General features: G+C 72.4%; 16 protein-coding genes. 8 read left to right on the forward strand and 8 right to left on the reverse strand.

Annotated elements, in window-relative coordinates; all coding sequences use genetic code 11:
* Window positions 1-855: an NAD(P)-dependent oxidoreductase gene (locus tag ACFYUV_RS22925; protein WP_387671137.1), complete on the reverse strand. Its 855-nt coding sequence runs from the start codon at window positions 853-855 to the stop codon at window positions 1-3.
* A gap of 74 nt (window positions 856-929) precedes the next feature.
* Here ACFYUV_RS22925 and ACFYUV_RS22930 point away from each other — a divergent pair, with 74 nt between their 5' ends.
* The 7 genes from ACFYUV_RS22930 to ACFYUV_RS22960 all read left to right on the forward strand — a co-directional run bounded on the left by ACFYUV_RS22930 (window position 930) and on the right by ACFYUV_RS22960 (window position 14,014).
* The gene (locus ACFYUV_RS22930; protein ID WP_387671139.1) at window positions 930-4,037 is read left to right on the forward strand and encodes a BTAD domain-containing putative transcriptional regulator; all 3,108 of its coding nucleotides are present in this window, start codon (window positions 930-932) and stop codon (window positions 4,035-4,037) included.
* 169 nt (window positions 4,038-4,206) lie between these two features.
* A complete protein-coding gene (gene glgB / locus ACFYUV_RS22935; protein WP_387671141.1) occupies window positions 4,207-6,402 on the forward strand; it encodes a 1,4-alpha-glucan branching protein GlgB in 2,196 nt (731 codons plus the stop codon).
* A 97-nt stretch (window positions 6,403-6,499) separates the two neighbouring features.
* Window positions 6,500-8,389: a S8 family serine peptidase gene (locus ACFYUV_RS22940; protein WP_387671142.1), complete on the forward strand. Its 1,890-nt coding sequence runs from the start codon at window positions 6,500-6,502 to the stop codon at window positions 8,387-8,389.
* Window positions 8,390-8,552: 163 nt separating this feature from the next.
* Complete coding sequence (locus ACFYUV_RS22945) at window positions 8,553-9,932, forward strand: S8 family serine peptidase (RefSeq protein ID WP_387671144.1); 1,380 nt, start codon at window positions 8,553-8,555, stop codon at window positions 9,930-9,932.
* 162 nt (window positions 9,933-10,094) lie between these two features.
* Window positions 10,095-11,444, forward strand: coding sequence for a S8 family serine peptidase (locus ACFYUV_RS22950; RefSeq protein WP_387671305.1), 1,350 nt, complete (start codon window positions 10,095-10,097; stop codon window positions 11,442-11,444).
* Between the two features lie 98 nt (window positions 11,445-11,542).
* Complete coding sequence (gene sppA, locus ACFYUV_RS22955) at window positions 11,543-13,240, forward strand: signal peptide peptidase SppA (RefSeq protein ID WP_387671146.1); 1,698 nt, start codon at window positions 11,543-11,545, stop codon at window positions 13,238-13,240.
* A gap of 33 nt (window positions 13,241-13,273) precedes the next feature.
* Window positions 13,274-14,014 (forward strand): TolB family protein, encoded by a 741-nt coding sequence (locus ACFYUV_RS22960; protein WP_387671148.1) that lies wholly within the window; start codon window positions 13,274-13,276, stop codon window positions 14,012-14,014.
* Here the strand turns inward: ACFYUV_RS22960 and ACFYUV_RS22965 are convergent.
* From ACFYUV_RS22965 to ACFYUV_RS22990, 6 genes are read right to left on the reverse strand one after another with little or no spacing between them, the layout of a single operon-like run.
* Window positions 13,962-14,549 carry a flavodoxin family protein gene (locus ACFYUV_RS22965; RefSeq protein WP_387671150.1) on the reverse strand — a complete coding sequence of 196 codons (588 nt, stop codon included), beginning with the start codon at window positions 14,547-14,549 and terminating at the stop codon, window positions 13,962-13,964. The two genes, ACFYUV_RS22960 and ACFYUV_RS22965, sit on opposite strands and share 53 nt — an antisense overlap.
* Window positions 14,550-15,032: a flavin reductase family protein gene (locus ACFYUV_RS22970; protein ID WP_352352263.1), complete on the reverse strand. Its 483-nt coding sequence runs from the start codon at window positions 15,030-15,032 to the stop codon at window positions 14,550-14,552.
* A gap of 37 nt (window positions 15,033-15,069) precedes the next feature.
* Window positions 15,070-15,996 carry an ABC transporter substrate-binding protein gene (locus ACFYUV_RS22975; RefSeq protein ID WP_357973381.1) on the reverse strand — a complete coding sequence of 309 codons (927 nt, stop codon included), beginning with the start codon at window positions 15,994-15,996 and terminating at the stop codon, window positions 15,070-15,072.
* Between the two features lie 40 nt (window positions 15,997-16,036).
* Window positions 16,037-16,729 carry an ABC transporter permease subunit gene (locus ACFYUV_RS22980; RefSeq protein ID WP_352352265.1) on the reverse strand — a complete coding sequence of 231 codons (693 nt, stop codon included), beginning with the start codon at window positions 16,727-16,729 and terminating at the stop codon, window positions 16,037-16,039.
* On the reverse strand, window positions 16,726-17,403 hold the full coding sequence (locus ACFYUV_RS22985; protein WP_352322038.1) for an ABC transporter permease subunit: 678 nt from the start codon (window positions 17,401-17,403) through the stop codon (window positions 16,726-16,728). The genes ACFYUV_RS22980 and ACFYUV_RS22985 overlap by 4 nt, the downstream gene beginning before the upstream one ends.
* Entirely contained in the window at window positions 17,396-18,448 is a 1,053-nt protein-coding gene (locus ACFYUV_RS22990; RefSeq protein ID WP_387671152.1) for an ABC transporter ATP-binding protein, read from the reverse strand. The genes ACFYUV_RS22985 and ACFYUV_RS22990 overlap by 8 nt, the downstream gene beginning before the upstream one ends.
* A 263-nt stretch (window positions 18,449-18,711) precedes the next feature.
* On the opposite strand from ACFYUV_RS22990, the gene ACFYUV_RS22995 reads away from it, so the two are divergent.
* On the forward strand, window positions 18,712-20,376 hold the full coding sequence (locus tag ACFYUV_RS22995; RefSeq protein ID WP_387671154.1) for a sigma factor-like helix-turn-helix DNA-binding protein: 1,665 nt from the start codon (window positions 18,712-18,714) through the stop codon (window positions 20,374-20,376).
* A gap of 4 nt (window positions 20,377-20,380) precedes the next feature.
* On the opposite strand, the gene ACFYUV_RS23000 is transcribed toward ACFYUV_RS22995, so the two are convergent.
* Window positions 20,381-21,106 (reverse strand): DUF981 family protein, encoded by a 726-nt coding sequence (locus tag ACFYUV_RS23000; RefSeq protein WP_358288782.1) that lies wholly within the window; start codon window positions 21,104-21,106, stop codon window positions 20,381-20,383.
* Window positions 21,107-21,118 lie beyond the last annotated feature (12 nt).

Genomic DNA, 21,118 nt, shown 5'->3' on the forward strand with positions numbered 1-21,118 from the left:
TCAGCGCAGTTCTTCGACCAGGCCGGGCAGGCCCTCGGCGCCGTGGCCGCGGGCGACGCGCTGGTCGATGATCGCCTTCAGCGGCAGCAGGAGGTCGGGCTTGACCTGCTGCTCCCGGAAGGCGCGCACCAGGTTCTCCAGGCCGGACCTGTTGATCTCCAGGTTCGACACCGAGGTCGTGTAGTCGCGCGACTCGACGGACTTGACCCACTCCGGTTGCAGGGCGGCCATCGCGTTGAGCCACGGGACCAGGAGGGTGCTGGTGAAGTCGGTCAACGAGTAGCCGGCCGAGTCGACGAGCGCGGCCGCCTCCAGGAAGCCGGCGATCTGGCCGTACATGCCGGTGAGCATGGCCAGGTCGAGGAGCGGGGCCATCCCGGGGTCGGAGCCGACGAAACGCGGCTCGGCCATCGCGCGGAACGCGTCCTCGAAGCGCTCGAAGGCCGCCTGCGAACCGCTGTAGAGCACGAGCGCGCCGGGCCGGCCGATCATCTGGGGCACGGCCATGATGCCGCCGTCCACGTAGTCGCCGCCGCGGGCGGCCACCCATTCGGCCGCCTCGCGGGCCTCGGCGGGCCGGCCCGTGGTCAGGTTCGCCACGACGCGGCCCGTCAGCGGGACGTCGGCCAGCAGCTCGTACACGGCCGGGTAGTCGAGCACGCAGACGATCACCAGCGGGCTGGCCGCGACCGCCTCCGCCACCGTCCCGGCGCGGGTGGCGCCCCTGGCGACCAGGGGCTCGGCCTTGTCCGCCGAACGGTTCCACACGGTGACGCGGTGTCCGGCGTCCAGCAGGCTGCCGGCGAGCGCCGCGCCCATGAGGCCGAGACCGATGATGGAAATTTCTTCTGACATTTCGGGATTCCTTAGGTTCTGACGGATGTCTTCACCCTGCCCGCAGGGGGTTATGGTCTGATTCGGAGTTGCTTATGGGGGGTGGAGTGCGGTTCGGGGTGCTGGGGGCGCTCGCCGTGTGGGGGCCCGGCGGCGAGCCCGTCCAGGTGCTGGAGGTCAAGGTCCGGGCGCTGCTGGCCGACCTGCTGATCCACGCCGGGCGGCCGGTCTCCGCCGACCGGCTGATCGAGGACCTGTGGGGCGGCAGGCCGCCGGCGAACGCCCTGGCCGCGCTCCGGGTGAAGGTGTCGCAGCTGCGCCGGGTGCTGGGCGACCGGGAGCTGGTGGCGTACCGGGCGCCGGGGTACGTGCTGCGGGTGGAGCCCGAGGACGTGGACGCCGGACGGTTCGCCGTCCTCGTCGGGCAGGCGCAGCGCAGCGCCGACCCGCGGACCCGCGCCGGGCTGCTGCGGCAGGCCCTCGACCTGTGGCGGGGGGCCGCCTTCGCGGAGTTCGCCGACGAGGAGTTCGCCAGGGCGGCCGTGGCCAGGCTCGACGAGCAGCGGCTGGTGGCCGTGGAGGAGCTGGCCGAGGCGCGGCTCGGGCTGGGCGAGCACGGGCTGCTGGCGGCCGAGCTGGCCGACCTGGTGGCCGAGCACCCGTTCCGCGAGCGGCTGCGGGCCGCGCACGTACGGGCCCTGTACCGGGCCGGGCGGCAGGGCGAGGCGCTGGCCAGCTACGCCGACCTGCGGACGCGGCTGGCCGACGAGCTCGGGCTCGACCCCGGTCCCGAGCTGGTCGCGCTGCACCAGGCGATCCTTGAGCAGGACCCGGCGCTCGACGGGCCGGAGCGGCGGCGGACGAACCTGCCCGCGCCGCTCACCGGCCTCGTGGGCCGGGAGGAGGCGGTGGCGGAGGTGCGCGCCCTGCTGCGCGCGAACCGGCTGGTCACGCTGACGGGACCCGGCGGCGTCGGCAAGACCCGCCTCGCGCTCGCCGCGGCCGACTCCCCCGGCCCGCCCGGCTTCGGCGGCGGGGTGTGGCTGGTGGAGCTGGCGGGGCTGCGCGCCGGGGCGCCGGCGGTCGAGGTGGCCGAGGCGGTCGCGGCGGTGCTCGGCCTGCGCGACGACGTGGGCGGCGCGGCGCAGGACCTGACCGCCCGGCTGGCCGACGTCCTGAAGGGCACCCGGACGCTGCTCGTCCTGGACAACTGCGAACACGTCGTCGAGCAGGTCGCCGCGCTGGCCGGACGGCTGCTGCGGGCCGCGCCCGGGCTGCGCGTCCTGGCCACCAGCCAGGAGTCGCTGCGCGTCGAGGGCGAGGCGCTGTGGAGCGTGCCGCCCCTGGGACCGCAGGCGGCGGCGGAGCTGTTCGCCGCGCGCGCGGGCATCGAGCCGGACGCCGACGTCGCCGAGATCTGCGCCCGCCTGGACGGCATCCCGCTGGCCCTGGAGCTGGCCGCGACCCGGATGCGCACGCTCACCCCGCGCCAGCTCGCCGAACGGCTGGACGACCGGTTCCGGGTGCTCGCCTCCGGCCGCCGCGGCGCGCCCGCCCGGCAGCAGACGTTGCGCGCGGTGATCGACTGGAGCTGGGAGCTGCTGGGCGAGGACGAGCGCGTCGTGCTGCGGCGGCTGGCGGTGCACGCCGACGGGTGCACGCTGGAGGCGGCCGAGGAGGTCTGCGCCGAGCCGGGCGTGGACGTCCTGGACGCGGTGGCCAGGCTGGTGGACCGCTCGCTGGTGGTGCGGGCGTGGGGTGACGGGGAGCCGCGGTTCCGGCTGCTGGAGTCGGTGGCGGCGTACTGCGTGGAGCGGCTGGAGGCGGCCGGCGAGCCGGCGGAGGTGCGGCTCCGGCACGTGCGCCACTACACGGACCTGGCCGAGCGGGCGGAGCCGTACCTGCGGGGGCACGGGCAGCGGCGCGCGCTCGCCCGGCTCGACGCCGAGGGCGGCAACCTGCGCGCGGCGCTGGAGACGGCGGTCCGGCTCGGCGCGGCGGCCGAGGCGCTGCGGCTGGTGAACGCCCTGGCCTGGTACTGGGTGCTGCGCGGCCGGCTGGGCGAGGGCAAGCGGGCGCTGGAGGCGGCGCTGTCGATCGCGGCGGACGACGATCCGGGCGCCCCCCAGGCCAGGGCGTGGCTGGCGGGCCTGCGGCTGCTGGTGGGCCAGCCGCCGGGCCCTGACGTGACGGAACTGTTCACGGCGGTCGAGGACGCCCGGGAGCGGGCCAGGGCGCGATGGTTCGTCGGCTTCGCCCTGTTCGGGTACGACGATCTGTCGATCAGCGCCGGAATGATCGAGACGGCGTTGTCGGAGTTCGCCGAACTGGACGACGAGTGGGGCATGGCCGCCACCCTGACCGTCCGGGCCAGATGGGCGGGGATGCGCGGCGATCTGGCGGGCATGCGGCGCGACGGCGAGCGCGGCCTGGCGCTGTTCCGGCGGACCGGCGACCGCTGGGGCGAGCTGCGGGCGGCGGAGTGCCTGGGCAGCCACGCCGAGATCATCGGCGACTACGACCGCGCCGCGGAGCTGCGCGCGGAGGGCCTGCGCATGGCCGAGGAGCTGGGCCTGTGGAGCTCGGTCTCCGACGCGCTGTCCCGCCTGGGCCGGATCGCCATGCTGCGGGGCGACCACGCGGCGGCCGACGACCACCACGAGCGGGCCAGGCGACTGGCGGTGTCGCAGTCGAACCGTCCGGCCGAGGAGTTCGCCGAGATCGGGCTGGCGCTCGGCGCGCGCCGCCAGGGACGGCTCGACGAGGCCGAGCGGCTGCTGCTGAGCTGGCTGGACTGGGTGCTGGACGTCTCCGGCGAGCCGGGCGCGGCGCTGATCCTGGCGGAGCTGGGGTTCGTGGCCGAGCTGCGCGGGGACGCGGCGGGCGCGCTGGAGTTCCAGCTTCGCGGGCTGGCCGCCGCCCGCAACGTGGGCGACCCGCGCGCGACCGCGCTCGGGCTGGAGGGGCTGGCGGGGGCGCGGGCGCTAGGCGGCCGGCACGCGGAGGCGGCGCGGCTGCTCGGGAAGGCCGCCGCGCTCAGGGCGTCCGTCGGCGCGCCGCTGCCGGCGGGCGAGCGGGGGGACGTGGACCGGATCACGGCGGCCGTGACGGCGGGGCTGGGGGCGGCGGGGCTGGCGGCCGGCCTGGCCGAAGGGGCCGGCATGCCGGTGGACGACCTGCTGCCGGACACATCGGGCGCCTGATCGCCTTGTACAGGGCGGATCCGGCCACGACACGGCCAAGGATCATCCATGACGATCCCGCATACTTCTGCGATCATCCCGGGATTTTGCACATTCGGTGATTGTCGCCGTGAAAGCGGGCAGTGCCTGAGATGGACGGTCATCATAAGGCAGGGTTGGGAGCATGCCCATGAGGACAGAGCTCGACCGCCTCGCTGGCGGGGCGCACCACGATCCGCACTCCGTGCTCGGAGCACACCCGGTCCCGGGCGGCGTGGTGTTCCGCGCGCTGCGCCCGCTGGCCGAGCGGGTGCAGGTGGTGCTCGACGACGGCACGGCCCACGACATGAGACACCAGGCCCACGGCGTGTTCGAGGCCACGGTCGCCGGGCTGGACAAGGTGCCCGACTACACCCTGCGCGTCCGGTACGCCGGTGGGGAGCCGTACGAGGTCAAGGACCCGTACCGGCATTGGCCCACGCTGGGCGAGGTGGACCTGCACCTCATCGGCGAGGGGCGGCACGAGCGGCTGTGGGAGGTCCTGGGCGCCCGCGTGATGGAGCACCAGGACGTCCGGGGCACCGCGTTCGCCGTCTGGGCGCCGAACGCGCGCGGCATCAGGGTCGTCGGCGACTTCAACCACTGGGACGGCACCGCCTACCCGATGCGCTCGCTCGGCCGGTCGGGCGTGTGGGAGCTGTTCGTCCCGGGGCTGGAGGCCGGTGAGCGGTACAAGTTCCAGATCCTCGGCGCCGACGGGCTCTGGCGCGACAAGGCCGACCCCATGGCCCGGCGCACCGAGGTGCCCCCGATGACCGCGTCCGTGATCGACGAGTCCGCCTACACCTGGGCCGACGACGACTGGATGGCCGCGCGGCGCGAGCGGCCGGCGCAGCTCGGGCCGATGAGCGTCTACGAGGTGCACCTGGGCTCGTGGCGGCCGGGGCTGTCCTACCTGGAGCTGGCCGACCAGCTCTCCGAGTACGCGGCCGACATGGGGTTCACGCACGTGGAGCTGCTGCCGGTGGCCGAGCACCCGTTCGGCGGCTCGTGGGGCTACCAGGTGACCTCCTACTACGCGCCGACGGCCCGGTTCGGCACGCCCGACGAGTTCCGGCACTTCGTGGACCGCATGCACCAGCGCGGCATCGGCGTGCTGCTGGACTGGGTGCCGGCGCACTTCCCCATGGACGAGTGGGCCCTGGCCCGCTTCGACGGCACCCCCCTGTACGAGCACGCCGACCCGGCCAGGGGCGAGCACCCCGACTGGGGCACCTACGTCTTCGACTTCGGCCGCAGGGAGGTCAAGAACTTCCTGGTCGCGAACGCCCTCTACTGGCTGAAGGAGTTCCACGTGGACGGCCTGCGCGTGGACGCGGTCGCCTCGATGCTCTACCTCGACTACTCGCGCCGCGAGGGCGAGTGGACCCCCAACGTCTACGGCGGCCGGGAGAACCTCGACGCGGTCGAGTTCCTCAAGGAGATGAACTCCGTCTGCTACCGGGAGGCTCCGGGCATCTCGACCGTCGCCGAGGAGTCGACGGCCTGGCCGGGCGTCTCGCGGCCGGTGCACCTGGGCGGGCTCGGCTTCGGGTTCAAGTGGAACATGGGCTGGATGCACGACACGCTCGAATACCTGCGCCGCGAGCCGATCTTCCGCCAGTACCACCACCATCAGATGACGTTCTCCCTCATCTACGCCTATTCCGAGAACTACGTGCTGCCGCTGTCCCATGACGAGGTGGTGCACGGCAAGGGCTCGCTGCTCGGCAAGATGCCGGGGGACGAATGGCAGCGGTTCGCCCAGCTCAGGGCGTTGCTGGCGTTCATGTGGGCGCATCCGGGCAAGCAGTTGCTGTTCATGGGCGGCGAGTTCGGCCAGGGCTCGGAGTGGTCGGAGGAGCGCGGGCTCGACTGGTGGGTGCTGGAGTTCGACGGGCACAAGGGCGTGCAGCGGCTCGTCCGCGACCTCAACAGGCTCTACAAGGAGACCCCGGCGCTGTGGGAGCAGGACGCCAGGCCGGAGGGGTTCCGCTGGATCGACGCCGACGACGCGTCGGGGAACACGTTCTCGTTCGTCCGGTACGCGGCCGACGGGTCGGCGGCGGCCTGCGTGGTCAACTTCAGCGGCGGGGCGCACGAGAGCTACCGGCTCGGACTGCCCTACGGCGGCCACTGGGCGGAGGTCGTCAACACCGACGCCTACGACTACTGGGGCAGCGGCGTGGGCAACATGGGCGGGGTCGAGGCCGAGGCCGAGCCGTGGCACGGGCTGCCGTTCTCCACGACGTTGCGGGTGCCGCCGCTCGGCGCGGTGTGGCTGACCAAGGAGGCGCCGACGGAGGCTTCGGAGTCTGCGGGGCCGTCGGGGTCGTTGAACGTTTGAGGTGCGTGCGCTGAAAGTTCGGTGAGAAACAGGGCCAGGCTCTGTGCTGGCGGGATAAATCGCCCTAAACTCCGAGATCATCCCCCTCGGAGGACGCGTGCGATTTCGCCCCCTGATCGTGTGCTCGATCGTGCTGGCCCTGTCATCGGCCTCCGTCCCGGCGTTCGCCGACGACCCCGCGGCGACGCCGACGCCGGCGCCCTCCCAGAGCAAGCTGGAGGAGGGCCTCGCGCTCGACGGCGACACCACCCGCGCCATCGTGGAGCTGACCGACGCCGCGCAGCACGAGCCGGTGGCCGGCGTGGCGGCGGCCCAGAGCGTCGACGTGCTGCTGCAGCCGCAGAGCCAGTCGTTCATGGTGGTGGAGGGCACCGCCGAGGAGCTGGCGAAGCTGGCCGAGGACCCGCGCGTCACCTCCATCCACCGCGACCGGACGTACGCGCCGGCCGAGGTGGGGTCCAACATCACCCAGATCGGCGCGGACAAGGCCCACGAGAAGAACCTCACCGGCGCGGGCCAGAACATCGTCGTCCTGGACACCGGGATCGACCGCGACCACCCGTACTTCGGCGGCAGGCTCGTGGGCGAGGCGTGCTTCTCGGCCGTGGAGAGCGGCGTGGAGTCGCTGTGCCCGAACGGGCAGCCCCAGCAGACCGGCGAGGGCGCGGCCGACGCCACCACCGCCAAGTGCCTGTCCGGCGGCGTGAACCTGTGCGAGCACGGCACGCACGTCGCCGGCATCGCGGCGGGCAGCGGCGGCGTGGCCCCGGGCGCCGGGATCATCGCGGTGCAGGTGTTCAGCCGGGTGAACGACGAGGACATCTGCACGGGCGAGTCGTCGTGCCTGCTGGCCTTCGAGTCGTCGCTGCGGCTGGCCATGGACTACGTGGCCACGCTCACCCAGCCCGTCGCGGCGGTGAACCTGAGCCTGGGCGGCGCGTTGTCGGAGACCGACTGCGACGCCACCGAGGAGGGCGCGGTCTTCAAGCCGAAGATCGACGCCCTGCTGGCCAAGGGCATCGCGACCGTGGTCGCCGCCGGGAACGAGTTCTTCGAGGGCGCCTCCTACCCCGCGTGCGTCTCCTCGGCGGTCGCGGTCGGCGCGAACGACGGCGCCGACGCCATCGCCGACTTCTCCAACCGGGGCTCGCTCGTCGACTTCTTCGCCCCCGGCGTGGACATCCAGTCCTCGGTGCCGGACGACCAGATGGCCACGCACAGCGGCACCTCGATGGCGACGCCGCACGTCGCCGGCGCGCTGGCGCTGATGAAGGCCGCCGCGCCGCAGACGCCCGTCGCCGACCTGATCAACACGCTGAAGACCACGGGCCGGCCCTACCAGTACGAGGCCAACGGCGCCCAGGTCACCACCCCCCGCCTGGACGTGGGCGCCGCCCTGGCCGGCACCGGCACCCAGCCGCCGATCACGCAGTCGCCGACGACCGGCCCCACGGACGACCCCGAGCCCGACCCCACGGACGGCAGCGGCCCGACGCCCCAGCCCGACCCCGACGACGGGCAGCCCGCGCCGGCCCCGACGTCCTCGGTCACGCCGGTCCCGCTGCCCACGGTCACGGTGACGGTGACCGTCACGCCGACCCCCGCCCCGTCGGCCGCCGCCGTCTGCACGCGCGGCACGGCCGGCGCCAGGATGACGGCCGGCAAGTGGGCCGTGGAGATCCACCGCAGCAGCGGGACGATCCCCGACAACACGCTGAACTGCTACCTGAAGCTGATCGGCAAGGCCAGCAAGGTGTTCCCCGAGCTGACCAAGGCGTCGTCGCTGGGCAAGGCGTACCGGGTGCTGAAGGGCACGAAGACGTCCCGCGACAAGCTGGACAGCGCGCTGCTGACGGCCTGGCTCAACTGGGCGCACGGCAGGAACGGCACCACCGTGCTGACCGCCGCCGAGAAGGTGCGGCTGAGCGGCGCGGCGTCGAAGGCGGCGCTGAGGAAGGCGACGAAGAACGTGCTCAAGTCGCTCTGAGGCGGCTTCACCGACGGAAGGGCCGGCCGGCCCTTCCGTCTTCCTCCCCGCATGGCAAAAAGCCGCTCAGCTTTCACCGCTTTCACATAGGCCACCGACATCACACTTGTCACACCCGGGGATGGACACCTCACACCGGACGGTCTGACCCTCGGAGGACTAAGTGAGGCTACGGTCCCTGCTCGCCTGCGCTGCCGCGCTGGCCACGACATCCGCCGTGCTCTGCGCGGCGCCAGCGCTGAGCGCCGACGCGCGTGACACCGGCGACCCGGTCATCAGCCCCGCCCTCGTCGCGGAGGTCCAGGCCAAGAGCAAGGTCCGGTCGATCATCCAGCTCAAGCCGGGGCAGAACGTGCAGGCCGTGGCCAAGGATCTCGAACAGGCCTCCGAGGGCAGCCGGGTGCTGGAGGCGGCGCAGTCGCCCCACTTCTTCGTCGCCGAGCTGGACGGCAAGACGCTGGCCCAGCTCAGGAAGGACGACCGCGTCCAGGCCGTCTACAAGGACGAGCTGCGCCCGGCCGTCCTGGACAGGAGCACCCGGATCATCGGCTCCGACCGGGCCAACGCGGCCGGCTGGACGGGCAGTGGCTTCACGGTGGCAATCCTGGACACGGGCATCGACCGCGACCACCCGTTCTTCGCCGGCCGGATCGTGGACGAGGCGTGCTTCTCCTCCTCCGACGCCAGTGACGGCTCGGTCTCGCTCTGCCCGAACAACCAGCCGAGCCAGACCGGCCCGGGGTCCGCGGACGCCGAGACCGCCCAGTGCGTCGTGAACGGCGTCAACGCCTGCTCGCACGGCACGCACGTCGCGGGCATCGCCGCCGGCCGGATGACGACCGGCGCGCCCTCCGACGGCGTCGCGCCCGCCGCGGGCATCCTGCCGATCCAGGTGTTCAGCCGCATCGACAGCGCGATGACGTGCGCGGTCATCGGCACCCAGGCGCCCTGCTTCCTCAGCTACACCTCCGACCAGAAGCTGGCGCTGGAGTACGTCGCGCGGGTGGCCGCGGCCCGGCGGGTCGCCGCGGCGAACCTGAGCCTGGGCGGCGGCGGGCCGTACCGCGAGAACTGCGACTCCGACCCGAGCGCGGCGAGCCTCAAGCCGGACTTCGACACGCTGATCTCTCTCGGGGTCGCGCCCGTGGTGGCGGCCGGCAACAACGGCTTCCCCGACGGCGTCTCGGCGCCCGCCTGCATCTCCTCCGCCGTCGCGGTGGGGGCCACCGACGACCGGGACGCCCTGGCCGACTTCTCCAACCGGGGCCCGCTGCTCGACCTGCTCGCGCCGGGCGTGGGCATCAGGTCGTCGGTGCCGGACGACAGCTACGCCGACAAGAGCGGCACGTCGATGGCCGCGCCGCACGTGGCGGGGGCGTTCGCGCTGATGCGGCAGGCGTACCCGAACTTCACGGTGGCGCAGAGCCTGCAGCGGTTGCAGGCCACGGGCCGCAGCATCGGCTACGCCGCCGGCGGCGCCCAGGCGCGCACGGCCCGCATCGACGTGTTCGCCGCCACGGCCCCGAGCACTCCCAAAGCCTGACGCCGGCACCCAGAAGAGGGCCGGATCCGACGATCCGGCCCTTTCGCTTACCAGGACAAGAAGCGATAACAGAACACAAGCGCCTCTCTGACATCTCTTGTCCAATATCTACACTTCTTTACACAAACGCCCCCCGACCCCCCGGAGGATCAGTTGAGACTCATGTCTCTGCTGGCCGGTGCGATCACCCTCGCCGCCACCGCTGCGTCGCTGGTCGCCACCCCCGCCCTGGCCGACCCTGAGTCCAAGATCGACCCGGCCGTCACCTCGACGGGCGAGCACCGCGTCATCGTCCGCGTCCGCCAGCCCGCCCAGGTGCAGTCGGCCCTGGCCGGCGCGGAAGGGGTCAGGCAGGACAGGCGGAACGTCGTGGCCACGCCGCCCGCCGAGCTGGCCGGCAAGCTCGACTTCTTCGTCTACCGCGGCACCCGCGCCGAGCTGGAGAAGGTCGCCGAGCAGGCGGACGTCGTCTCGATCCGCAAGGACCGGCTCAACGAGCCCTCGCTGGCGCAGAGCGTGCCGCTGATCGGCGCCGACCGGGCGCACCGGCAGGGCTTCACCGGCAAGGGCACCGCCGTCGCGATCATCGACTCCGGCATCGACAACGACCACCCGGCCTTCGGCCGCCGCATCGCGGCGCAGGCGTGCTTCTCCGCCACCGACCCGGCCGACGGCTCGACGCCGCTGTGCCCCAACGGCAGCCAGTTCCAGATCGGCGACGGCGCGGCCAGCTCCGAGACCGAGGCGTGCCTGCGCAACGCCCCCCGGCCCGAGTACGGCCTGTGCTACCACGGCACCCACGTCGCGGGCATCACCGCGGGCCAGGCCACCAAGGAGTTCCCGAACCCCGGCGTCGCCCCCAAGGCCAAGATCATCGCGATCCAGGTCTTCAGCCGCTTCGACAACTCCCCCTACTGCGGCGCCGCGGCGTCCTGCGTGCTCGCCTACGACTCCTCGGTCCTGACCGGCATGGCGTACGCGAACGTGCTGGCCGACCAGTACGACATCGCCGCGGTCAACCTGAGCCTGGGCGGCGGCAAGTACGACGCCTACTGCGACGAGGGCGACGGCGCCGACTTCAAGGCCGAGGTGGACCAGCTCCAGGCCAAGGGCGTGGCCACCGTCGTGGCCGCGGGCAACAACGGCTTCGACGCCTCCGTCTCCTGGCCCGCCTGCGTCTCCAACGTCGTGACCGTGGGCGCCACCGACAAGCAGGACGCCGTGGCCTCCTTCTCCAACCGGGGCGCCATGCTCGACCTGTTCGCGCCCGGCGTCTCGATCACCGCCGCCATCAGCGGCAACGCCTACGCCACGCTGAACGGCACCTCGATGGCCGCCCCGCACGTCGCCGGCTCGTTCGCGCTGCTGCGGCAGAAGCGCGCGCACGCCACCGCCGACCAGCTCCTCGACGCGTTGCGGAGCACCGGCAAGCCGATCACGTACGCCAGCGCGGGCACCCAGCTCACCACCCCCCGCATCAACGTCTACGCCGCCCTGCACAGCCACCGCTGACCCGGCATCGGCCCAGGTTCCAGGCGGACGCCCCTACCCGGGCGGCCGCCTGGCCCTCTTCCGGGCCCGACACGAAATGTGTCGCTTAGGGTGGCTATATGGACGCAGGCAGGGCGATCTTCGAAACCGTCGACAAGCTTCGCCAGCGGCGCACCGGCCCGCTGGTCCTGGAGCTCGATCTCACCGAGGGCCTCACGGAAGGACCGCCGTCCGACCCGGTCGCCGCGGTGTTGTCCATGCGCAAGACCCGTCTGTCGGACGTGCTGTCCGGCCTCCGGCGGGCCGGCCGGGACTCCAGGGTCAAGGCGCTGGTGGTCAAGCTCGGCGGCAACCCCATGGGCCTGGCCATGGTCCAGGAGCTGCGCGAGGCCGTCACCCGCTTCCGCGCCTCCGGCAAGCTGACCGTGGCCTACGCCGAGACGTTCGGGGAGTTCAGCGGCGGCACGGTCCCCTACTACCTGGCCACCGCGTTCGAGCGGGTCTACCTCCAGCCCAGCGGCGACGTCGGGCTCACAGGGGTGGCGATGGAGCAGCGTTTCCTCAAGGGCGCACTGACCAAGCTGGGCGTGGCGGTCGAGGCCGGGCAGCGGCACGAGTACAAGACCGCGGTCAACACCTTCACCCAGGACCACATGACCGAGCCCCACCGCGAGTCGATGACCCGCATCGTGGAGTCGGTCGCCGAGCAGCTCGTCCACGGCATCGCCGAGGGCCGCAGGCTCGACCCCGCCAAGGTGCGCGAACTGATCGACCGCGGCCCCTTCACCGCCTCCGAGGCGCAGGAGAGCGGCCTGGTGGACGCCCTCGCCTACCGCGACGAGGTGTACGACGAGGTCCGACGGGCCACGGGCGGCGAGGCCCACCTGCTGTTCGTCTCCCGGTACGCCAGGAGCGCGGCGGTGCGGAAGCTGCCGCACCCCATGGCCGACGGCATCGCGCTCGTGCACGGCAGCGGGCAGATCAGGAGCGGCCGCAGCGGCCGCAGCCCGCTCGGCGGGGGCGGCGCGATGGGCTCCGACACGATCAGCGCGGCGCTGCGCGCGGCCCGCCGGGACGAGCACGTCAAGGCCGTGGTCTTCCGGGTGGACAGCCCCGGCGGCTCGTACGTGGCCTCCGACACGGTGTGGCGGGAGGTGACGCTGACCCGCCGGGTGAAGCCGGTGATCGTCTCCATGGGCGACCTGGCCGCGTCCGGCGGATACTTCGTGTCCATGGGCGCCGACGTGATCGTGGCCCAGCCCGGCACCCTGACCGGCTCGATCGGCGTTTATGGCGGCAAGCCCGTCATGACCGACTTGCTCCAAAAAATCGGGATAAATACTGAACTGGTCGCCGACGGGGTCAACGCCGGCATGTTCTCCACCGCCCGCGGCTTCTCCCCCGAGCAGTGGGACCGGGTGAACGGGTGGCTCGACCGCATCTACGACGACTTCGTGGGCAAGGTCGCCGAGAGCCGCGGCCTGACCCGCGAGCGCGCCCACGAGCTGGCCAGAGGCCGGGTCTGGACCGGCGCGGACGCCCACGCCAACGGCCTGGTGGACGAGCTGGGCGGCCTTGAGCACGCCCTCGGCCTGGCCCGCGAGCGCGCCGGGCTCGCCGACGACGCCCCCGTGCGCGTCTATCCCAGGATCAACCCGCTGGAGCGGCTGCGGGGGCCGGAGTCCAGCGAGGACAAGTCCGCCGCCCTGGCCAGGATGCGGCTCGACGCCTGGGGGCCGCTGGCCCGCCTGTCGGCCGAGCTGGGCCTGCCCGCCGCCGGTCCGCTCTCTTTGCCCGGTTGGTACGTCATCAGATAATTTGATCTTGTATGCTCCCTGCCCCACAGGGGCATGATCGTCAGCGTCTCCCCGGACGAGCGCCGGCAGGTGAAGCTGACCGACCACGCGGGCGGCGCGCCGAAGGTGACCTTCCTGGACCGCCGGTCGGGCAAGGAGAGCGAGGTCGACCTGCCCGTGCCGGAGGACCCCGAGCGGGCGGGCCAGTACCTGCAGACGCTCTGGCCCACCTGGTCGCCGGACGGCCGCCGCCTGCTGCTCAACGTGTTCGAGCCGGGCGGCGAGCCGCGTTCGGCGGGCATCGTGCTGATCGACGTGCCCTCGCTGGAGGCCCGGTTCGTCCGGATCGAGAAGGCGCTCATCACCGTGGGCGGCTTCCAGTGGACGCACGACGGCAAGGGCGTGGTCGTGCGCTGGGGCAAGAACGGCTCCTCCGCGGTCCGCCGCTACGACCTCACCGGCGCCGTCACCCGGACCTGGCACGTGCGGGGGCGTCCGGCCGCCTCCGGGCTCGGCGCGTTCAGCCCGTCGGGCCGCCGCTTCGTCACCGCCTGCACCTCGCTGGAGAAGGCCGCCTGCGTCTGGGACACCCGGACCGGCAAGGCCGTCACCCGGATCGAGCTGGCCTTCAGCCCGGTGTGGGGCCCGACGCTCGGCTGGTACGACGAGCGGCACCTGCTCGCCCCGGTCAAGGACGGCGTGGGCGTCGTCGACCTCACGGGCCGGGTCGTCGAGACGCTGGTCAAGGCCGGGACGAAGACGACCCTGTATCCGCACTTCGAGCGCCGGGGCTGAAGAAGGCCGCGGCCCGCTCCAGGGCGCCGGTGTCGCGCAGGATGTCGCCGGGGCGGTTGGCGTAGCCGACGAGCGCGCCGCCCCACGACCCGAAGTACTCCGCCGACAGGCGCAGCGTGCCGATCAGCGGATCGGCCACCGACTCGTCCTCCTCGCTGATCGTGGTGACCGCCCAGACGGTCTTGCCCGCCATGCGCCCCTTGAAGTCGTAGCCGGGGACGCGCATCCAGGCCGACCAGTGGTCGAGGTAGAGCTTGGTGGTGGCCGAGACGCTGTACCAGTAGAGCGGGGAGACGATCACCAGATCGGTGGCGTCGAGCGTGGCCTCGGCGAGCAGCTTCTCCGCGCCCTCGGGGACGGGGTAGAGGCCGTCGCCGGTGTGGCGGATGTCCCGGAAGGGCGGCAGCGGGTGGTCGTCGAGGCGCAGCCAGCGTTGCCCGACGTCCGGCGGGAGCGCGGCGGCGGCGTGCCTGGCCAGGGTCTCGGTGTTGCCGTCACGGCGGTTGCCGCCCAGGAGGAAGAGGAAACTGCGCATTCAGCATCCCATCGGCCGGTAGCGGGCGCGCAGCCGTACCAGCGGCTGGAGCGCGGGGGTGACATAGGGGACGGCGAGCACCTGGGCGACGAAGAGCGTGTGGTCGCCGGCCGGGACGACCTGGGTCGTCTCGGCCTCCAGGGCCGCCACACCGCCCTCGACCACCAGCGCCTCGGTGTGCGCCCCCCGGTGGTGGGGGGTGCCCGCCAGCAGGAGGCGGGCGCTGGGACGGCCGGCGGTGGCGAAGCGGCTGGCGATCGCGGCCTGGCCGGAGGACAGCAGCGAGGCCGCCCACCGGTCCTGCCGGAGCAGCACCTCGCAGAGGTAGCCGCGGGAGGCCAGGCTGATCAGCACGAGCGGCGGCTCGGCCGAGACGGACATCAGCGCCGACACGGTCACGCCCAGGTCGTCGCGCCCGTCCCGGACGGTGATCACCGCGACGCCCGCGGCCAGTTGCGCCATCGCCTCCGTGAACTCGCTCACAGCGGAGACCTCCGGCCGGAGGTCCCCGCCGCGGGCGTCAGGCGAGGCCGTTGGAGGTCAGCCATTCCTTGGCCACCGTGGCGGGCTCGTCCTTGTTGACGGAGATCTTCTGCATCATGTCGAGCAGGGACTGGGTGCTCAGCTTGGCCGAGATGCCGTTGAGCGTGGTGCGGATCGTGTCGTTCGCGCCGGACTTGAACAGCAGCGGCGTGACGTTCTGGGCGGGGAAGATGTTCTTGGTGTCCTGGAGCGGCACCAGGTTGTTGGCCAGCATCTTGGGGTCCGTGGTGAACACGTTGCCGACCTGGATCGAGCCGTCCTTCAGGGCGTCGGCCGTGGCCGGGCCCTTCGGCTCCCACTGCTTGAACTCCAGCCCGTAGACCTCCTTGAAGCGCGCCTCCCACCGCTTCTTGAACTCGGGCGGGCCGCCGACGACCATGTTCTTGGAGACCTTGGCCAGGTCCTCGATGGTGTTCAGCGACTGCTTGGTCTGGGTGTCCTTGGTGACCGAGAGGCTGTCCTTGTCCTCGGCCGGGGAGGAGTCGAGCACTTCGAGCTCGGCCGGGAGCTTCTCCTTCAGCGCCGCGTTGACCTCGTCGGTCGTCGAGGCGGTGTTCTTCAGGTCGACGAAGGCCAGCAGGTTGCCGTTGTACTCCGGAACGATGGTCAGGCCGCCGTTCTTGACCTGGTCGTAGACGGCCTCGCGGCTGCCGATGCGCGGCTTCTCCTCGACCTGCACGCCCTTGGCCTCAAGGGCCTGGGCGTAGATCGACGCGAGCAGCACGCTCTCGTCGAAGTCGAAGGAGCCGATGACGGCCTTGCCCCCGGCCGCCGCGGCCGACCCGCTGGGCGCCGCGCTCGTGGTGTCGAGCGGGTTGCCCCCACCGCCGCTCCCGCCACCGCAGGCGGCCAGCGCCAGCGTCGCCGACACGAGCACCGCCGCGGTGCCGATCATGCGTCTCATGTGTGAATTTCCCTTCTAAAGCGGCAGGTAATACCGGAGACTATCGAACCTTCAGTCTCTGGCTCACCCCCGGCGAAACGGTCACCCTCTGGATGAGGGCGAACACGATCTGCACGACAAGCGCGAACAGCACAATCAGTACTGAACCCCCCACAACGCTCGCATAATCCTTGGTCGCGAAACCGTCGATCACAAACCGGCCGAGCCCGCCGAGCCCCGTGTACGCCGCGACCGTCGTGGTGGAGACCACCTGGATCGCCGACAGCCTGAGCCCGAGCAGGATCAGCGGCAGCGCCACCGGGACCAGCACCCGGCCGAGCACCTGCCCGCCGCGCAGCCCCATCCCGTACGCCGCGTCGCGCAGCTCCGGATCGACCCCCTTGATCCCCTCGTAGGTGTTGACCAGGATCGGCGGCACCGACAGCAGCACCAGCGGGATGATCACCGGCCAGATCGAGGACGTGCCGAGCAGCAGCACGAACAGCACCAGCAGACCGAGCGTCGGCAGCGCCCTGGCCAGGTTCGCCGAGATGACGACCACGACCTCGCCCCTGCCGGTGTGGCCGATGGCCAGCCCCAGCGGCACCGCGATCAGCATCGCCAGCACCAGCGCCAGGGCCGAGAACTCCAGGTGCTCCAGCAGCCGCGCCGGGATGCCGTCGGGGCCGGCCCAGTTCGCCCCGGTGCCGAAGAAGTCGGCCAGCCAGCCGAAGAACGAGCCCAACCAGCTCACGACGTCCCCTTCCGCGCGCGCACCCAGGGGGTGAGCAGGCGCTGGGCCAGGACCAGCAGGCCGTCGGCGACCAGCGCCAGCGCGACGATCAGCACGATGCCGGTGACCACCGGCGGCATGAACGGGTTCTGGTAGGCCCGGGTGAACAGCCCGCCGAGCCCGCCCTGGCCGATCAGCGCGCCCACGCTGACCAGGCTGATGCTGGAGACCGCGACCACGCGCAGCCCGGCCAGCACCACCGGCGTGGCGATGGGCAGCTCGACCTGCAGCAGGCGGCGCATGGGCGTGAACCCCATCGCGACGGCCGACTGGCGCACGTGGTCGGGCACCGAGTTCAGCCCGTCGACCACGGCCGGGATGAGCACGGCCATGCCGTAGAAGGTCAGCGGGATGATCACGGTGGTCTGCGACAGCCCGGTCACCGAGATCAGCAGCATGAACACCGGCAGCGACGGCAGCGCGTAGACGACGTTCATCAGGCCCGAGGTGGGCTGGTAGAGCCAGCGCCAGCGCACGCAGGCCAGCCCGAGCGGCAACGCCAGCACCAGCGCGGCCAGGATCGGCACCAGGGACATGGTCAGGTGGTCGGTCAGCAGGTTCCTGATGCTGTCGGCGCGGCCGGTGTCCCAGTTGCGGGCGATCCACTCCCAGATGCTGGGCGGACCCTCACGCATCGGCGGCCTCCGCCAGCGCCTCGTCCAGGGCCTCCCTGGTGGCCACGCCGACGACCCTGCCGTCCTCGTCCACGGCGACCGAGCAGCCGGAGGGCGACAGCAGCGCCGCGTCCAGGGCCGAGCGCATCGAGTCGCGGCCGGGCACGAACGTCCCGTACGGCTCCAGCTCCTCGGGCCGCGACCCGGCGAACCAGCCCACGGGCTGGTCGTCGTCGGTCACGACCAGCAGCCACGGCTCGTCACTGGCCGCCCGTTCGCGCACGGTCAGGTCGGTACGCAACCGCAGCCCCTTCGTGGAGATGAACTGCAGCCGCCGGATCCCCCGGTCGTGGCCCAGGAACTCGCGGACGAAGTCGTCGGCCGGCTCCGACAGCAGCGTCTTGGGGTCGGCGAGCTGGGCCAGCCGCCCGCCGACGCGCAGCACGGCCACCCGGTCGCCGAGCTTGATCGCCTCGTCGATGTCGTGGGTGACGAACACGATGGTCTTGTTCAGCTCCGCCTGCAGCCGCAGCAGCTCGTCCTGGAGGCTGGTGCGGACGATCGGGTCGACCGCGCTGAACGGCTCGTCCATGAGCAGCACGGGCGGGTCGGCGGCCAGCGCCCTGGCCACGCCCACGCGCTGCTGCTGCCCGCCGGAGAGCTGGAAGGGATAGCGGCCGGCGAAGGCCGGGTCGAGGCCGACGCGTTCGAGCAGCTCCATCGCCCGCGCGCGGGCCTTCTTCTTGTCCCAGCCCAGCAGGTACGGGACCGTCGCGATGTTGTCGACGATCTTCCGGTGCGGGAAGAGGCCGGCCTGCTGGATGACGTACCCGATGCCGCGGCGCAGCGTGGGCGGGTCGATGCCGCTCACGGGCACCCCGTCGAGGAGGATCTGTCCCTCGGAAGCGTCGATCATGCGATTGATCATCCGGAGGGACGTCGTCTTCCCGCAGCCCGAGGGGCCCACCAGCACGGTGATCTCGCCGGTGGGCGCCTCAAGGGAGAGGGCGTCCACGGCGGTGGTGCCGTCTGGATAGCGTTTGGTGACAGCGTCGAATGTGATCACGCGTGACCTCTCGCTCGATGGCAGGGCCGCGGCCCCCCTGCCACGACCGCCGCATGATCTCGGTGGCCCACAAGACTACGGCGACCCTCACCCCTGTGTCCCCACGGGGGACGGCTTAAACGTTTCACTGACCAGGGAGATTTACCGGAATTTCCGATCAAGTGGTGCGCCGGGCCTGGGGGAGTTGGCATGATTACCTCCACAAACTCCAGACGCGTACCCCTCACCTCAGCGTCCGCACATTTAGCAAGAGGATCGGCCCCGTGTCCCAGCCGCTCACCGGTCAGCGCCCCCGCACAGAACTGATCGCAGAGCTCTACGACCGCCATGCCGCCGGGCTGTTCGCGTACTGCGCCGACCAGCTCGGCGATCCGGGCACCGCGTCCGACGTCCTGGCGTCCGTGTTGTCCGGCGTCCCCGACGTCGCCCCGCCCCGTGCCGCCCTGTACGCCTACGCCCGCCGCCAGATCCACCGGCGGGACGTCGTCTACGCCCCGCCCGTCGTGGACCCGCTCATCGACCCGGCCTCGGCGCTGGTCGAGCGCGTGCTGCGCGAGCTGCGCCCGCAGCAGCGCGAGGTGCTGGTGCTGTGCGCGGTGTGCGGGCTGAGCCGGGCCGAGCTGGCCTGGGTGCTCGACGTCGCCCCCGACACCGCCGACGAGCTCGCCTTCGGGGCGGGCCACCGCTTCCGCGAGGTCCTGGACATGGCCCTGACCGCGCTGGCCGGCGGGCGGGCGCCGAAGCCGGTCGCCGACGTGTACGGCGCGCTCGCGGTCGCGCCGCTGCGGGACGTCCTGGGACGTCTGCCCTGGCCGGAGCCGCCCGCGATCCTGCGGGTGCACTTCGCCGGATCGGTGCCGGCCGAGCCGGGGCCGCTGTTCGTCAAGCCGCTCTGGCCCGCGCCACCGCAGTGGCCGTTGCCGCTCGCCGCCACCGACCCGGCGACCAGCACCGGGATCTTCCCGGCGGACCTGCTCACGCCGCCGCCCGCCGGACGGCCGTCCGTGCACGAGGCGACGACCGCGCCGATGCCCAAGCTGCGCGACCCGCTCGGGGCGCTGGACTCGATGGGCCCGCTGCGGGACCCGGCCGCGCGGGCGGCGGCCGTCCGGCCGTTCCTGCCCAAGCCCCCACAGCCGGCGCAGCCCCCGCAGCCGCTGCCTGAGTCCGTACGGCCGTTCAGCACGGGCGACTTCACCGCGCCGCCCGCCGCTCCGGCCGAGGGCCGGATGGCGGGGGCCGCCGTTCCCCCGCCCGGTGAGCGGCCCTTCTTCCTGGCCGCGCCCATCCCCGCGGACGTGCTGGACGACGAGCCCATCACCCAGGAGATGCCCGCGATCAGGGACGTCCCGGCGCATCAGGACCCGGGCCGCGCTGCCCGGCGTCCCCTGGCGGCGGAACAGCCGGTCAAGGAGGCGGCGCCGCTGTTCACCCCGAGGTCCAGGGCCGCCGCCGAACCGGTCTACCGCATGCCCGCCCCCGAGCCACCCAACGCCCCGGCCCCGTCCGAACCGGCCCTACCCGACCCGGGCCTGTCCGCCTCCGCCCCGTCCGACCTTGCTGTGTCCGACCCTGCTGTGTCCGATGCGGCGCCGTCCGGGCGCAGCCGCGCGGCGGACTTCGCCGTCGAGCTCGCCCGCGAGCTGGAAGCCGACCGCGCGCGCTACCCGGACCCCGCGCGCGACCTCCAGAGCCCGTCCCGCCGCAAGCCCGGCGCCGAACCGGCCCGCTCGCCGGGGAGAGGCGGCGCCAAGCCCGGCGCCCGCAAGCAGCCGGCGGGCAAGAAGAAGGCCGCGGCCAGGAAGAAGGCGCTCAAGCGGCGCCGGGAGCGGCACTACGACTGGGCCTGGGAGTTGATCGGGTTCCTGATCTGCGTGGCCATCGCGATGATCGTGTTCTTCTCCGTGCCGATGTTCATGGGCCCGTGAGCGCCTACATGGTGTTGACGATCAGCCCGATGTGGGTGAAGTAGTTCAGGGCGCCGAACAGCAGGAACGCCGCCCCGGCGATCCCCCAGCACACCCCGGTCACGGTCGTGACCGGGCCGCCCCTGGCCCGCAGCGCGAACGGGAACAGCACCGCGCCCACCCCGACCAGCACGTACAGGCCGGAGATGAAGGTGGCCTCCAGCAGCGGCAGGCCGGCGAAGGCCCCCGAGATCGGCTCCTGCGGCGGCGCGGCGAACAGCGTGTACGTCCACCCCGCCGCCGCGATGCCGAAGCAGGCCAGCCCCATGCCGAAGACGAACAGCGAGATCGGCCCGGCCGTGCGCGCCACGAGCTTGCGCCGGTCGGGCGCCACGGTGATCACGCCCCAGCGTTTCCACAGGTAGAGCGCGGCGGCCAGCAGCAGCACGCCGAACGCCAGCGAGGGCTCCCCGAAGATGATGTTGTCGAACGGGAAGCCCTGCCCGGCCAGCGGCCAGGTGAGCGTCATGTGCAGCCCGGTGACCGCCAGGACGGCCCCGACCGCGCCGAACGCCAGCGCCCAGCCGTCCACGTGCTCCAGCGGGTCGCCCCTGAGCAGCCGGCGGCCGAAGGAGACCACGAGCAGCAACCCGACGCCGGCGGCGACCGCCATGATCGTGTTGTAGGTGGGCATCCTGGCCCAGTCGATCTTCAACTCCGGCTGTGCCAGGATCCCCCAGAATCCACTCATGCAGGGATGATT

Source organism: Nonomuraea sp. NPDC003560 (genome assembly GCF_042878785.1).
Classification (GTDB): Bacteria; Actinomycetota; Actinomycetes; order Streptosporangiales; family Streptosporangiaceae; genus Nonomuraea.